Source organism: Streptomyces sp. A0642, assembly GCF_004795105.1.
GTDB lineage: Bacteria > Actinomycetota > Actinomycetes > Streptomycetales > Streptomycetaceae > Streptomyces.
In genome coordinates this window covers 1-13,844 of the sequence record NZ_SSBL01000037.1, presented here as the reverse complement: position 1 = coordinate 13,844, position 13,844 = coordinate 1, and the positions used below count along the sequence as shown (strand labels likewise).

Sequence of the window (13,844 nt, the reverse complement as noted above, 5' to 3'; positions counted from 1 at the left end):
GCATCTACTCCTTGGTGGTGTTCACGGGGGTGGTGTTCACGTCCGCGTGGTGTGTTTCGAGCGGTTCTTGGTCGTTGGGGTACGGGCCGGCCCGGAGGAGTTTCACCGGAGCCGCGCCGCGGACCGGGAGCGGCTCCAGTGGTGCCCGTTCCCGCACCGGGGCTTCCCGGCCGGTCCCCGAGTCTCCGGGTCCGCCCGCGTCCGCTCCGGCTTCCGGGGAAGTCCCGGAGCCGGTGGCGTCCGGTGCGGACTCCGTCTCGGACTCCGCACGCGCCTCGGCGAGGTCGATGCCGCGCCGGAAGGCCGCCACCAGACCCGGGTCGTGCAGGGTCGGCTCCTCCTCCGCGCGGGCTGCGGGAGCCTCCCTGAGCTGCGGGACCAGGTGCTCCTGGTTGGCCCGCCTGGGGAGCTGGGGCCTGCCCATCGTGCCGCGCACGGCCCCTGGCTCCTCGGGAAGCCCGGGGAGAGCGTCGTCCGTGGAGCGGACGCCGGGAAGGGCGTCGGCGGGGGTGGGCCGGTCGAGGCGCTCGGCGCGCAGCGGAAGCGGAGGGCCCTCGCCCTGTCGCGGCGTCTGCCGCGGATCTTGTCGCGGCCTCTGGTGCCGTCCTTGTTGCGGCGTCTCCTGCGGTCCTTGTTGCGGTGCCTGGTGCGGTCCTTGTTTCGGTGCCTGGTGCAGCCGCAGTTGCTGCTGCTGCGGTACGTAGGGGCGCTGCTCCGGCTCGGGGGCGCGGGCCGGTTCGGGGGCGCGGGCCGGCTCGGGGGCGCGGGCCGGCTCGGGGGCGCGGGCCGGTTCGGGGGCCGGCCCCCGACGTCCGACGGAATCGTCCGCGGGGGGCGGGCGATGCACGGGACCGAGGGGCGGGGCGGGTGCGCCGGTGGTCTCGGCGGACACCTCCTCGTCGGCGCCGAGCAGGGTCTGCGGCAGGACGAGCACCGCCTGAGTGCCCCCGTAGATGTTGCTCTGGAGGCGCACGGCGATGCCGTGCCTGCGCGCCAGCGACGCCACCACGAACAGCCCGATGCGGCCGTCCTGGAGCAGGCGGGCGACGTTGACCTGGTCGGGGTCCGCGAGCAGGGCGTTCATCCGCTTCTGCTCGTTGCCGGGCATGCCGAGGCCCCGGTCCTCCACCTCCAGGGCGAGGCCCGCGGTGACACGCTGGGCGCGGAGCAGGACCTGGGTCTGGGGGGCGGAGAACACGGTGGCGTTCTCCACGAGCTCGGCCAGCAGGTGGATCACGTCGGCCACGGCGTGCCCGCGGAGCGTGCCGTCGATCGGGGGCACGAGTTTGACCCGCGGGTACTGCTCGACCTCGGCGATCGCCGAGCGCAGCACCTCCGTCATGGTGACCGGATTGCTCCACTGCCGCCGGGATACGGCGCCGCCGAGGACCGCGAGGTTCTCTGCGTGCCGGCGGATGCGTGTGGCCAGGTGGTCGACGTGGAAGAGCCCCTTGAGGAGATCGGGGTCCTCGACCTGGTGCTCCAGCTCGTCGAGCAGCTGGATCTCGCGGTGTACGAGCGACTGGAGCCGCCGGGCGAGGTTGACGAACACCTCGACCTTCTGGTCCTCGCCCGTGTGGTCGGACAGCCTGGACGCCTGGACCACGGCGGCCACGGCTCCGTCCTGCTGGCGTCCGATCTCCTGCGCGAGCAGTTCGAAGGGGTCGCCGCCGGGGGCGGCGGGCGGAGCAGCGCGCCGCGCGGGCACGGGTTCGCCGTTGCGGAGCTGCTCCACCACCCGTTGCAGCTCGGCCTGACCCTGGGCGCTGATGCGGCGCAGGGCCAGGCAGCGTCCGAGGACGGTGGTGGCGACCCGGTTGGCGGCCAGGAAGGCGGCCACCATCGCGGCGAGCGCCAGCGCGCCCGCCGCGCCGAGCGCCGTCCAGAGCTCGGTGGAGGGCGGGGCCCCACCGGAGCGGGCGGTGAAGATGACGGCCGCGGCGCCGGCCAGTGCGACCGCGACGGCCGGCAGCACTGCGGTGCGCAGGAGTTGGGGGCGTATACGCGCCTCGGGAGACGGCCGTGCGGCGCGCGGCCTGGCCGGGGCCGAGTGGGAACGGGGACCCGGTCGGCCGTGCCGCCCGCCCTCTCGTCGTTCCGGTCGCGCGTCGGGTGCGCGAAGTTGAGACATCAGCGTCCTCGGTACGTGGGGCCCCAGGAATCGGCATTCATGTGGTGGCACCTACGGTGGTCGGTCATTCTCGGGTCAGCGGCCGGGCAGGCTCGCGGAACATGAGCCCACCGTTGATCACCGGCCACACACGGTAGTCGCCCGGCGCGCGGGTGCGACGGGCAGTTGTGGAACTTGCCCGCCATCCGTCCCGCTCTGGTATGACCTCTCGCACGAGCGACCGATTTCGCCGAGCAGTCGCTGGGGCCCGAGAGCCGGGAGGCGTTCCGGAAGCCGCCCGTGCGGCCCCTGACATCACCGCGCCCGGACAGCACTGCGCCAGACAGCACCGCGCCGGACAGCACTGCGCCGGCCGTCCCGGCGCCTCGGCCGGGACGGCGTCAGCGGGGGACGGCCGGCGCGGCCGTCTCAGAAGTTCGTGTCCTGCTCGGGAAGGGGCGTCCCGGCGCGGGCCTGCGCCCGACTCCGGTGCGCAGGCCCGGCTCAGGCCTGGGGTGCCCGGTCCCGGTCGCGGTCGGGGAGGGCTGCGGCCTTGGCCCCGCCGGGAAGGGGTACGTGCACGGGCGGCCAGTTGCCCCAGCCCGGCGCCGGTTCGGCCGCGACCTCGCGCCACCACGGCTCGACGGCCGGAGTGGCGGCCGGTTCGAACGGCTGGCCCGGTCGCGGGGCCGCCATGGTCACACCCGCGGCCTCGGTGGCACGCATGGACCATTCGGCGGGTTCGGCCCACGGATGAAGGGCGAGGTTGAACGTACCCCAGTGGATCGGCAGCATGACACCCGCCGACGGGTCGCCGCCCTGGAGGTCGAGATGCGCCTGGACCCCCTCGTCGGGGCTCATGTGGATGTCCGGCCAGGCGCCGGGTTCCGGCTTGCCGCCCGGGCGGTCCTTCGGCCAGTACTGGCTGTACGCACCGATCTGGATCATGGTGGCGTCGAAGGGGCCGTGTTCGGCGCCGATCTCCTTGAACCCGGGGAAATAGCCGGTGTCACCACTGTGGTAGATCCGGTGCTCGGGCCCTGCGACGGCCCACGACGCCCAGAGGGTGTGCTGCTGGTTGCGCAGACCGCGGCCGCAGAAGTGCCGGGCGGGCGTGGCGGTCAGGCTGATTCCCGCGACGGTCGTCGACTCGTTCCAGTCGAGCTCGTGGATCCGGTCCGGAGGCACTCCCCAGCGCTCCAGATGGGCGCCGACCCCGAGCGGCACCGCGAAGACCGTGGCGGTGTCCGCCAGGGAGCGGATCGTCGGCAGGTCGAGGTGGTCGTAGTGGTCGTGGGAGATCACCACCACGTCGACCGGGCCCAGGGCGCCGAGCGGCAGTGGGGCGGGGTGCACACGCTTGGGGCCGGCGAATGCGAAGGGCGAACAGCGCTCACCCCACACCGGGTCGAAGAGCACGCGCCGGCCGTCGATCTCGGCGAGGACGCTGGAATGCCCCATCCAGGTGAGCCGCAGACCGGAGGCGGGTGGCTCGGCGAGGTCGGCGAGGGTCGTGGCGTGCACGGGTACGGTCCCGTCCGGCGTCCTGAGGACCCGCTCCTCCTTGCGGAAGTAGACCTTCGCAAACTCCAGGGCTGATCCGGACGGTCTGATTCTCGCCCCCACCGGATTCTGGAAGGTCCCGTCGGCGAAATGCGGGGAGCGGCGGATGCGCTCCATGCGGGCGCCTTCCGGGTCGGCCCCGAAGGCTGCGGGACGCAGGGCACGCAGCCGGGTGCGGAGCGGAAGCTTGGGGTCGGCGCCGGTCACAGGATCTCCTGAGGGAGTCGGGATCGTCTCATTATGGACAGGGTGGACGAGTGCGCGAGAGCGGAACACCTGACGGGACGGCGCTCCGGAAGGAGCCGTTCAGCCACGGCGCTGCCCGTACACGTGCTCGACGTGAAGACGCAGGACGATGCGCCGGTCCCGGACCATGGCCTTGCGGTAGTCGTCCCAGTCGGGGTGTTCGCCCTGGACGTCGCGGTAGAGCGCGATCAGTTCCGCCACGGTGGCGTCGCCGGGATCGGCGGCCACCGGAGTGAGCTCGGCGGTCCCGTCCACGACCGTCCAGGCCCAGCGGTCCTGACTGGTCACGTGGTAGCTCGCCCGTGGGTCCCGCAACAGGTTCCGGGTCTTCGCCCGGCCCTCCGTGACCGAGACGCGGACGATGCCCTCGTCGGGGTAGTAGAAGTGGTTGACATTGGAGAGCTGCGGCCTGCCGTCCCGCCTGAGCGTGACCAGCACACCGCCGTCCTCCTCGGCCACCAGCCGTAGCAGCCCCTGCTGCTCTGCGTCGAATCCCGTCATGCCGGACCCAACGTCCGGCCCGCCCGCAGGATTCCGCATCCGGCCGGGCTCTCCCCCGGTACGTCCGTTTCCGGCCAGGGCCGCCGAGGCGGCCGGCGCCCGCCCCGGTTCGGCCGCCGCCCGCCCCGCCCGCGCACTCCGGCCACGGACCGGCGATGCGGCCCAGGCCTCATTGACAGGGCGCCCCGCCCTCCCAATACTGACTGGCGATTCAGTAATAGTACGACGACCGGTGTCAGGGGCCGCGCTTCCGTTCCCGCGAAGGCCCGGCCTGCCCGGAAACCCGGCGCCGCCGCCCCGGGCCCGCCGTGACCGCCTCGACCGAGGAGTGCCCCGATGCCGACACCTCCGGTGTCCCCGCCCACCCCGTTGATCTCGCTGACCTGGACGGATCACGTCACCGGCCGGCAGGGGCACCTCGTCGTCGACCGGCTGGTGCGCGGGGTGTCCAGCGGCGGGCTGCGGATGCGGGCGGGCTGCACCCTGGACGAGGTGGCCGGCCTGGCCCGTGGCATGACCATGAAGGAGGCGCTCCACTTCGACGCGGACCGGCCCGGAGCGCGCTACATACCGCTCGGCGGGGCGAAGGGCGGCATCGACTGCGACCCCCGCGACCCGGCGGCGTACGGCATTCTGGTGCGCTATCTGCGTGCGGTCCGCCCCTACATGGAGAGCGTGTGGACGACCGGCGAGGACCTGGGGCTCTCCCAGGACCTGGTCGACCGGGCCGCCACCGAAGCCGGGCTCGTCTCCACCGTCCAGGCGGTCTATCCGCTGCTCGACGACGAGGCCGCGGCGCGCCGGAGGCTGGCCGACGCCTTCGCCGCCGAGGTGGACGGCATCGGTCTGGACGAGCTGGCCGGCGGCTGCGGAGTCGCCGAGTCCGCACTCGCCGCGCTGGACGGGGCCGGGGTCGCGTACGGCGACGCGCGCGTCTCCCTCCAGGGATTCGGCACCATGGGCGGGGCGACGGCCCGGTTCCTGTCCAGGGCGGGACTGCGGGTGGTGGCCGTCGCCGACGTCAAGGGCACCCTCGCGAATCCGGCCGGTCTCGACGTCGAGGCTCTCCTGGGCGCGCGTGACGCCTTCGGGACGGTGGACCGCGGCGTGCTGCGCGACACCGATCAGGAGCTGCCCGCGGACGCCTGGCTGGACCAGGACGCGGAGGTCCTCGTTCCCGCGGCCGTCTCGTACGCCGTCGACCTGACCAACCAGGCCCGGATCAGCGCTCGTTGGGTCGTCGAGGCGGCCAATATGCCGGTCCTGCCGGAAGCGGAGGCACTGCTCACCGCGCGCGGGATCACGGTGCTGCCCGATGTGGTCGTCAACTCCGGTACGAACGCCTGGTGGTGGTGGACCCTGTTCGGTGACATCGGCCCCGACCCGGACGAGGCCTTCGCGCACATCCGGCGTTCCATGCGCGCCCTCATCGATCTCGTGCTGGCCCGCGCCGCGGCGGACGGCTGCACTCCGCGCGCGGCGGCGCACGCCGTCGTCGCCGACCGGCTGCCGGTGATGGCCGACCGCTTCGGCTGGTTCCGCTGACGGGCGGCCAGGCCACGGGCTGGGCGGGTGGGGACGGCGCGGGTCGAGATGGCGCGGCCGGCCCGTGTCCCCTCCCGCCCGCGGCCTGCTCCGGATCGGGCATTGGTTAGGGTGACGCCGTGGCAAGAGTGCGGTTGGGTGTGGCGGAGCGACGCGAGGAGCTCCTGCGCGCTGCCATCGAGCAGATCGAGGTACGGGGTGTGGCGGCCGTGCGGATCGCCGATGTGGCGTCCGTGCTCGGGGTGAGCAACGCCCTGGTGCTCTATCACTTCTCCACCAAGGAGAAACTGGTCGCCGCCGCCTTCGCACACGCCGCCGAGGCCGATCTCGCCCATCTGCGCAAGCTGTTGAGCCGGCGCACCAGCGCGGTCCGCCGACTGCGTGCCGCCGTGCGCTGGTACGCGCCGACCGGCCAGGCCAAGGGCTGGCGGCTGTGGATCGAGGGCTGGGCCGCTTCCCTTCGCGACCCGGCGCTGCGCAATGTCGCGGGCGATCTCGACCAGCAGTGGAAGGCGGAGCTGGCCGAGGTCATCGAAGAGGGCGCGGCGGCAGGTGAGTTCGAGTGCGACGACCCGATGTCCGTCGCCTGGCGGCTGACCGCTCTGCTGGACGGTCTGGCGGTGCAGATGACGTCGTACGCCGGTCCGCTGTCCCGGGCCACGATGCTGGACTGGGCCGAGGAGGCCCTGGCCCGGGAACTGGGCATCGACCACGAGACCCTGACGGCGTGAATGCTTGAGGGCTTGGCGGCTTGGCGGCTTGAGCACTTCACGGCTTGAGGGCTTCACGGCTTGGCGGCTTGAGGACCTCGCAGCGGGAGCCTCCACGGCCTGAGGCTCCGACGCCGGAATCCCTCGACGGCCGTGCGCCGGACACCTCGCCGGCGTGGTGCCGGGAGACCCGATGCCTAGACGGCCGTGCGCCGGGCCCGCCGCACGGTGCCGGCGGCCCGCTCCGACCCTGCCCCGGCCGGGCCGGGTCAGGCCGGTCAGGCCGGTCAGGTCTGCCGCACCGGCGCGTACGACTCGCCCTGGAGCCCGAAGGTCCACGCGACGCCCTCCTTCGCGGTCCTGGTGCGCGGCGGAACCCGCAGCCAGTACGTACGGTGCGTCCCGTCCGGCTCCGGCGTGGAGTTGACCACTTCCACCATGACCACGTCCTCGTCCCCGTCGAGCGGGATCCGCCAGAGGACGCCCGTCTCGTCCCGGTGCACCGGTTCGGCCCCGGACTCGGTGAGATAGCGGTCGTACCCGTAGAACTCCAGCATCACGCGGCGCAGCTCCGCGTTGTCCTCGGCGCGGATGCGGTCGGGAGTCAGTGCGCCCAGCTCAGCGAGGAATGAGGCGGGCACCGGCATGCCACGCCAGGCGTACAGGGCGAAGCCGTCGCGGTAGGCGAGTGCGGGCCCCTCGCCGCTGTCCAGGCGGCCCGCCTCGTCGCGGTGCAGCACCTCGGGGCGTTCGCTCATCACCACGGTGCGCTCATAGGGCCACCACCAGCCCGCGTTCCTCGCGACGGCCGCGAGCCCGTCGAGCCGGTCGCCCCGGCCGTCGAAGGCGGCGAGCCAGGCCGCGTCGTGCTGGCCCAGGACGGCGTCGAGCAGGAGCAGCCGGACATCCGACTCGTCCTCGGGCCGCACGGCGAGGTCCGCCACGACCCCGGCCCGTATCCGGTCGGCGAGCGCCGACGTGGTCTCCCAGAGCTGGGCGCCGGTGGCGGACCACAGAGCCGACCAGCCGGCCGGTCCCAACTCGTCGTACATACGGCGCCGTTCCTCCGCCCAGGGCCGGGTCCGCACCTCGTCCCGGACGGACCGCCCGGGATCGGTCAGCTTCTCCACCGCCTCGACGGCGGCCCTGGGCGAATCGGCCCAGACGAACTCCGCCGGCTCCGCGAGGCCCGCGCCGCGGTAGGCCAGCCGCACCCCGTCCTCGGCCGCCTTCCGGTCCGCCGTGCCGGTCGCCGCCGCCACGGCCCGCCAAGAGTCCACGTACTGCATCGGTTCCCCGTCCCCTGTTCCTCTGGTCCTGTGGTCTGTGTTGCTGGTGCTTCCGAGTGGGTGAGCGTCCCGGTCCTCAGTCCGCGACGATGCGGACGGCCCCCGGTGCGTACTCGCGCTGACGCACGACCCTGAACCAGCCCTTCGGCAGCGAGATCACCGCGTGTTCCTCGTGCACCACGCGCCCGCCGTCGGGGAGGTGGAGAAGCATCGGGCCGAACACCCCGCCCTCCCGTATCAGCCGTCCGGGCCCCGGCACCGCGTGCGCGTGCCCGGTGACCTCGCCGAGCGCGAGCACCAGCCGGCCGCGTCCGTCGCGCAGTTCGCCGGGTGCCTCCAGGAGATTCGCGGGCACCGCGGACTCCTCCAGCGCCATGATCAGTACGTCGCCCTGCCGGTACACAGACGTCTCCCCTCCGCGGCGGCACCCGCTGTGCCGGCCACGTGGAAAACGCTACGGCGGGGGTCTGACAATCGGCGGCGAGCGCGTCGGCGGCCGGGGCCGGTCGCCCCCTTGTCAGTGGGCCTTGATAGACCTTGCGGACATCATTCCGTCGCCGTCATCAGGAGATCAGGGCCATGTCCGATGCGGACCACCTGCACGAACTGCTCGGCCTTCCGGCCGTCGACTTCCAGTCCGGGGAGGACGACAGCCCCCGGCCGGCCGCCGGCGCGGCGGCCTGGCGCGTTTCGATCGAGCCGTACGAGGACGAGGACCGCACCTGGGAGCAGGAGTTCGCCGCGTTCCTGGACGAGGTGGATCCGGCCGGCGTCCGCGCACTGATCATCGGTCAGTGGGGCGAGTCGTACGAGGAGAAGTCGTCGTATCCGATCGGTCTCGTCATCGCCGCAGCCGAGCGGCTGACGTCGCTGGAAGCGGTGTTCGTCGGCGATCTGACGGCGGAGGAGGCGGAGATCTCCTGGATCGAGCAGAGCGACGTCACCGCACTGCTCACCGCCTTCCCCGCGCTGGTGGAGTTGGGGGTGCGCGGCGGTTCCGAGCTCGTCTTCCCGGCCACGAAGCACGAGCGGCTGCGCTCGCTCACCATCGAGGCGGGCGGGCTGCCGGCAGAGGTGGTGCGCGGAGTGCTGGACAGTGAACTGCCCGCGCTGGAGCGGCTCGACCTCTGGCTCGGCGTCTCCGCGTACGGGGGCGACACCGAGGTGGCGGATCTGGCGCCGCTTCTTTCCGGGACGCGCTTCCCGGCCCTGCACCATCTCGGTCTGCGCAACAGCGAGGTGGAGAACGAGATCGCGGCAGCCGTCGCCTCGGCTCCGCTCGTGGCCCGGCTGCGCACTCTCGACCTCTCCTGCGGCACGCTCGGCGACGAGGGGGCGGCGGCGCTGCTCGAGGGCCAGCCGCTGACCCATCTCGACGTCCTCGATCTGCACCACCACTTCCTCACCGAGCCCATGGAGCGCCGGGTCAGGGAGGCGCTGGAACCGCACGGTGTGCGGGTGGATCTGTCGGAACGCTGTGAGCCGTGGGGCGACAGCGGCGCCGAGGGCCGGTACGTCACGGCCTCGGAGTGAGGACGCGATGACGGATATCGAGCATCCCGAGACCTTCCACGGTCTGCCCGTCTTCACCCTGCCGCGGCCGGGCGAGGACGGTCCGGACCTGGCTGCCCTGCCCGACGACGCGGACCCCTGGGACCCCGAGGACGACGACCCCCGCTATGTCGCCGTCAGCGAGTAGCGGCCCGCCGCGGCTGGCGGTGGTCGGCAACCCTGGCAGCCGCCGGGTCGGCCTCTTCCAGGACGCGGTGCGCGCCGCCGGGCTGCCGCCGGCCCGGCTGCTGCCGTGGCGCGACGTGCTGAAGGGGGAGGTGGACCTCCTGCCCGGGGAGACCGTTCGCATCGATTCGCCCGGCGAGGACCCGGAGATCGACCGTCTGCTGCGCGGGGTCGACGACCCGACGCGGGTGGAGGGTTCGGCCCTCTGGTACGCGCGGTTCACCTCCGCCGTACGGGAGGTGAACCGGGCCGCGACGACGGCCGGGGCGCTCCTGCTGGACGGCGCCGGGGACATCGCGGTGCTCTTCGACAAGCGCCTGTGTCACCGTGCCCTGGACGCCGCGGGCGTCCCCGTGCCCGCCTCCCCGACGTCGGGGCCGGACGCGTCCCCTGTGCGGGGATGGGCGGATGTGCGGGCGCTGATGGGGGACCGCCGCATGCCGCGGGTGTTCGTGAAGCCCGCGCACGGGTCGTCCGCCTCCGGAGTGATGGCCGTGGAAACGGCCGGTCCCGGCCGGGTCCGGGCAGCCACCTCGGTCGAACGGGACCTGTCCGGCCGTCTGTACAACTCGCTGCGGGTACGCCGCCTCACGACGGAGCGGGAGGTCGGGGCGATCGTCGACGCGCTCGCCCCTGACGGACTGCACATCGAGCGGTGGATACCCAAGGCGGCGCAGCGCGGCCGGGTCGCGGATCTGCGGGTCGTGGTGGTCGAGGGCCGGGCGACCCACGCGGTCGTGCGCACGAGCCGCTCCCCCATGACCAATCTGCACCTCGGCGGTGCGCGCGGCGATCTCGACGAGGTGCGGGCCGCCGTCGAGACGGCCGGGGGCACGTGGAGCGAGGTGCTGGCGGTCTGCGAGAGGGCGGCCGCGGCCTTCCCGGACACGCTGTGCGTGGGCGTCGATCTGCTGCCGGCCACCGGCTGGCGGAGCTTCGCCGTCGGCGAGGTCAACGCCTTCGGCGATCTCCTGCCGCGGCTGACCGGTCTGCCGGGCAGCGGCGCCGAAGGCCTGGACACCTATGCGGCGCAGGTCGCCGCCGTACTGAACCGAGCAAGGAACCACCGTGTCAGCACCACCCCCTGAGCCCCTTTCCGGTGCCACGGGCGCCGCCGATCCCGACATGAGCGAGGTCGTGGGCAGCCACGATCTGCTGCTCGTCACCCTGGACACGCTGCGGTACGACGTCGCGGCGGAGCTCGCCGCCGCCGGGCGCATCCCGAATCTGGCCCGGCACCTCCCGGGCGGCGTCTGGGAGAAGCGGCATGCTCCCGGGAGCTTCACCTATGCCTCGCACCAGGCGATCTTCGCGGGGTTCCTCCCCACACCGGCCGCCCCCGGACCGCATCCCCGGCTGTTCGCCGCCCGGTTCGCCGGCAGTGAGACCACGGCGGACCGCACGTTCGTCTTCGACGCGCCCGACCTGGTCTCGGCGCTGGCCGGGGAGGGTTATCGCACGGTGTGCATCGGCGGGGTGGGGTTCTTCAACCGGCGGGCCCCCCTCGGCTCCGTGCTGCCCGGGCTGTTCCAGGAGGCACACTGGGAGCCGGAGTTCGGCGTGGCCTCGCCCGTCTCGTTCGAGGCACAGGTGGACCGTGCCGAGCGCGTCGTCCGGGAACTCCCGGCCGGCCGAAGGCTGTTCCTCTTCGTCAATGTGTCCGCGCTGCACCAGCCGAACTGGTTCCACCTGCCGGGCGCGGCCCGCGACGCGGGCGACAGCCGCGCCACCCACGCCGCCGCGCTGGAGTACGTGGACGCCCACATCGGCCGCCTCTTCGCCGCCGCGAGCAGCCGCCGCCGGGCCTTCGCCATCGTCTGCTCGGACCACGGCACGGCGTACGGCGACGACGGCTACACCGGTCACCGGCTCGGTCACGAGTCCGTCTGGACCGTTCCGTACGCCCATTTCTTCCTCGAATCGCTGGAACCGGGGGCCACCGCACGATGACCAGTCGGCACACCACTCGTCCGTACCAGAGCTACGTCTACGCCTATCCGCACAAGACGGCGTACGGAGATCTCTCCGGACACCCCGGCGGGAGGCCCGTACTGAGCGACCTGTGGGCGGGTGAGAGCAAGGACGCGCTCTCGCTCTACCTCCACATCCCCTTCTGCGAGGTCCGCTGCGGCTTCTGCAACCTCTTCACGCGCATCGGCGCGCCCGACGAGCTCACCACCCGCTACCTCGACGCCCTGGACCGGCAGGCCACCGCCGTGCGGGAAGCGCTGGGCGACGGGGAACCGGTGCGCTTCGCCGCCGCCGCGTTCGGTGGAGGGACACCGACGTTCCTGACCGCCGGGGAGCTGGAACGCCTGTGCGACATCGCGGAGAAGCGCATGGGCGCCGACCTGCGGTCCGTGCCGCTGTCCGTCGAGACGTCGCCGTCGACCGCGACGGCCGACCGGCTGGCCGTCCTCGCCGACCGCGGGACGACCCGGATCAGCATCGGTGTGCAGAGCTTCATCGACGCCGAGGCCCGTGCGGCGGTCCGCCCGCAGCACCGCGCCGACGTCGAGACGGCCCTCGCCCGGATCAGGGACAGCCGCATCCCGGTCCTCAACATCGACCTGATCTACGGCATCGACGGCCAGACCGGGAGGAGCTGGCGCACCTCGCTGGACGCGGCACTCCAGTGGCGGCCCGAGGAGCTGTACCTCTACCCGCTCTACGTCCGTCCGCTGACCGGCCTGGGCAGGGCCGGAGCCGCCGGCGCGGCGGCCGCTGACGCCGCGTGGGACGAGCAGCGGCTGCGGCTGTACCGGGCCGGCCGCGATCACCTCCTCGCCCACGGCTACGAGCAGGTGTCGATGCGGATGTTCCGGCGCGCCGAGGCCCCGCGGACCGAGGGCCCCGACGACTACGCCTGCCAGACGGACGGCATGATCGGCCTGGGCTGCGGCGCCCGTTCGTACACGTCGAAGCTGCATTACTCCTTCGACTACGCGGTGGAGATGCGCGAGGTGCGGTCCATCATCGACCGTTACACGGCCACCGAGGACTTCTCGCACGCCGAGGTCGGCCGGTTCACCGACGGCGACGAGGCGCGCCGCCGCCACCTCCTGCAGTCCGTCCTCCAGGCCGCGGGCCTGCGCGTGGCCGAGTACCGCGAGCGCTTCGGCACGGACCCCGCGGAGGACTTCCCCGAGGAGCTCGCCCGGTTCGAGGCGCGGGGCTGGCTCGACGGGGGCGCGGCGGCCGACGGCCTGCTGCGCCTGTCGCCCGAGGGGCTCGCCCACTCCGACGCCCTGGGCCCCGGCCTCTTCTCCCCTGCCGTGCGGGCCGCGATGGCCGCGTACGAGCTGAAGTGAGTCCCGCATGGACCTGACGATCCTCTACCGCGGGCCGCTCGCCTCGTGCGACTACGACTGCCCGTACTGCCCGTTCGCCAAGCGGCGCGACAGCCGGGACCAGCTGCGGGCGGACCGGGCGGCGCTGGAGCGCTTCACGGCGTGGGCGGCCGCGCAGACCGATGACCGGATCTCGGTGCTGTTCACACCGTGGGGCGAGGCGCTGGTCCGCTCCTGGTACCGCCGCGCGGTGGTCGGGCTGGCCCGGCTGCCGCACGTCCGCCGGGTGGCCGTCCAGACGAACCTCGGCGGCCGGACGCAGTGGCTGGCCGCGGCGGGGGCCGAGGACCGCGACAAGATCGCTCTGTGGTGCACGTACCACCCCGGCCAGACCCGGTACGAGCGCTTTCTCGCCCGGTGCGGGGAGCTGGCGTCCCTGGGGGTCCGGCACAGCGTGGGGGTGGTGGGGCTCGACGGCCATCTCGACGAGGCACGGCGGCTGCGGGCGGCCCTGCCGGAGGAGGTCTACCTCTGGGTCAACGCCGCCGAGGGCCAGACCTACACGGACGAGGAGGCGGACCGGTGGACGGCGATCGACCCGCTGTTCCCGTACAGCCGCCATCCGCACCGCTCGGCGGGTCTGCCGTGCCGGACCGGCGAGTCGGTGATCTCGGTGGACGGTGACGGGACGGTGCGCCGCTGCCACTTCGTCCGCGCCGAGCTGGGCAACCTCTACGACGGCAGCTACCGCGCGGCGTTGGGGCCGCGGGCCTGCCCGCTCGCCGTCTGTGACTGTCACATCGGCTATGTACATCTGGAGACGCTGCCCCTGTACGACGTCTTCGCCGGCGGG

At 73.1% G+C, this 13,844-nt stretch carries 13 protein-coding genes; 8 read left to right on the top strand and 5 right to left on the bottom strand.

Annotation, left to right across the window (positions count from 1 at the left end; translation table 11 throughout):
* Window positions 1-4: 4 nt before the first annotated feature.
* The 3 genes from E6R60_RS33740 to E6R60_RS33730 all read right to left on the bottom strand — a co-directional run bounded on the left by E6R60_RS33740 (window position 5) and on the right by E6R60_RS33730 (window position 4,420).
* Complete coding sequence (locus tag E6R60_RS33740; protein ID WP_206309583.1) at window positions 5-2,131, bottom strand: ATP-binding protein; 2,127 nt, start codon at window positions 2,129-2,131, stop codon at window positions 5-7.
* 483 nt (window positions 2,132-2,614) lie between these two features.
* Entirely contained in the window at window positions 2,615-3,880 is a 1,266-nt protein-coding gene (locus E6R60_RS33735) for an MBL fold metallo-hydrolase (RefSeq protein WP_136330529.1), read from the bottom strand.
* 99 nt (window positions 3,881-3,979) lie between these two features.
* Window positions 3,980-4,420, bottom strand: coding sequence for a PPOX class F420-dependent oxidoreductase (locus tag E6R60_RS33730; protein ID WP_136330528.1), 441 nt, complete (start codon window positions 4,418-4,420; stop codon window positions 3,980-3,982).
* 336 nt (window positions 4,421-4,756) lie between these two features.
* Between E6R60_RS33730 and E6R60_RS33725 the strand changes: the two genes are divergently transcribed.
* Both E6R60_RS33725 and E6R60_RS33720 read left to right on the top strand, forming a co-directional pair.
* Window positions 4,757-5,965, top strand: a complete 1,209-nt coding sequence (locus E6R60_RS33725) for a glutamate dehydrogenase (RefSeq protein WP_136330527.1) — start codon at window positions 4,757-4,759, stop codon at window positions 5,963-5,965.
* Between the two features lie 119 nt (window positions 5,966-6,084).
* Window positions 6,085-6,696 carry a TetR/AcrR family transcriptional regulator gene (locus tag E6R60_RS33720; RefSeq protein WP_240802794.1) on the top strand — a complete coding sequence of 204 codons (612 nt, stop codon included), beginning with the start codon at window positions 6,085-6,087 and terminating at the stop codon, window positions 6,694-6,696.
* A gap of 266 nt (window positions 6,697-6,962) precedes the next feature.
* Here the strand turns inward: E6R60_RS33720 and E6R60_RS33715 are convergent, their stop codons facing one another.
* Both E6R60_RS33715 and E6R60_RS33710 read right to left on the bottom strand, forming a co-directional pair.
* Window positions 6,963-7,964: a DUF6745 domain-containing protein gene (locus E6R60_RS33715; RefSeq protein ID WP_136330526.1), complete on the bottom strand. Its 1,002-nt coding sequence runs from the start codon at window positions 7,962-7,964 to the stop codon at window positions 6,963-6,965.
* Between the two features lie 76 nt (window positions 7,965-8,040).
* Window positions 8,041-8,367 carry a hypothetical protein gene (locus E6R60_RS33710; RefSeq protein WP_136330525.1) on the bottom strand — a complete coding sequence of 109 codons (327 nt, stop codon included), beginning with the start codon at window positions 8,365-8,367 and terminating at the stop codon, window positions 8,041-8,043.
* Window positions 8,368-8,543: 176 nt separating this feature from the next.
* Between E6R60_RS33710 and E6R60_RS33705 the strand changes: the two genes are divergently transcribed.
* From E6R60_RS33705 to E6R60_RS33685, 6 genes are all read left to right on the top strand, one after another.
* A complete protein-coding gene (locus E6R60_RS33705; protein ID WP_136330524.1) occupies window positions 8,544-9,497 on the top strand; it encodes an STM4015 family protein in 954 nt (317 codons plus the stop codon).
* 7 nt (window positions 9,498-9,504) lie between these two features.
* Window positions 9,505-9,663: a hypothetical protein gene (locus tag E6R60_RS36905; protein WP_168713723.1), complete on the top strand. Its 159-nt coding sequence runs from the start codon at window positions 9,505-9,507 to the stop codon at window positions 9,661-9,663.
* Complete coding sequence (locus tag E6R60_RS33700; protein WP_136330523.1) at window positions 9,644-10,789, top strand: STM4014 family protein; 1,146 nt, start codon at window positions 9,644-9,646, stop codon at window positions 10,787-10,789. Before E6R60_RS36905 ends, E6R60_RS33700 begins: the two co-directional genes overlap by 20 nt.
* A gap of 37 nt (window positions 10,790-10,826) precedes the next feature.
* Window positions 10,827-11,651 (top strand): STM4013/SEN3800 family hydrolase, encoded by an 825-nt coding sequence (locus E6R60_RS33695; protein WP_136330566.1) that lies wholly within the window; start codon window positions 10,827-10,829, stop codon window positions 11,649-11,651.
* On the top strand, window positions 11,648-13,012 hold the full coding sequence (locus tag E6R60_RS33690; protein WP_136330522.1) for an STM4012 family radical SAM protein: 1,365 nt from the start codon (window positions 11,648-11,650) through the stop codon (window positions 13,010-13,012). The genes E6R60_RS33695 and E6R60_RS33690 overlap by 4 nt, the downstream gene beginning before the upstream one ends.
* A 7-nt stretch (window positions 13,013-13,019) precedes the next feature.
* A partial coding sequence (locus E6R60_RS33685; RefSeq protein WP_136330521.1) for an STM4011 family radical SAM protein occupies window positions 13,020-13,844 on the top strand: 825 nt, incomplete at its 3' end.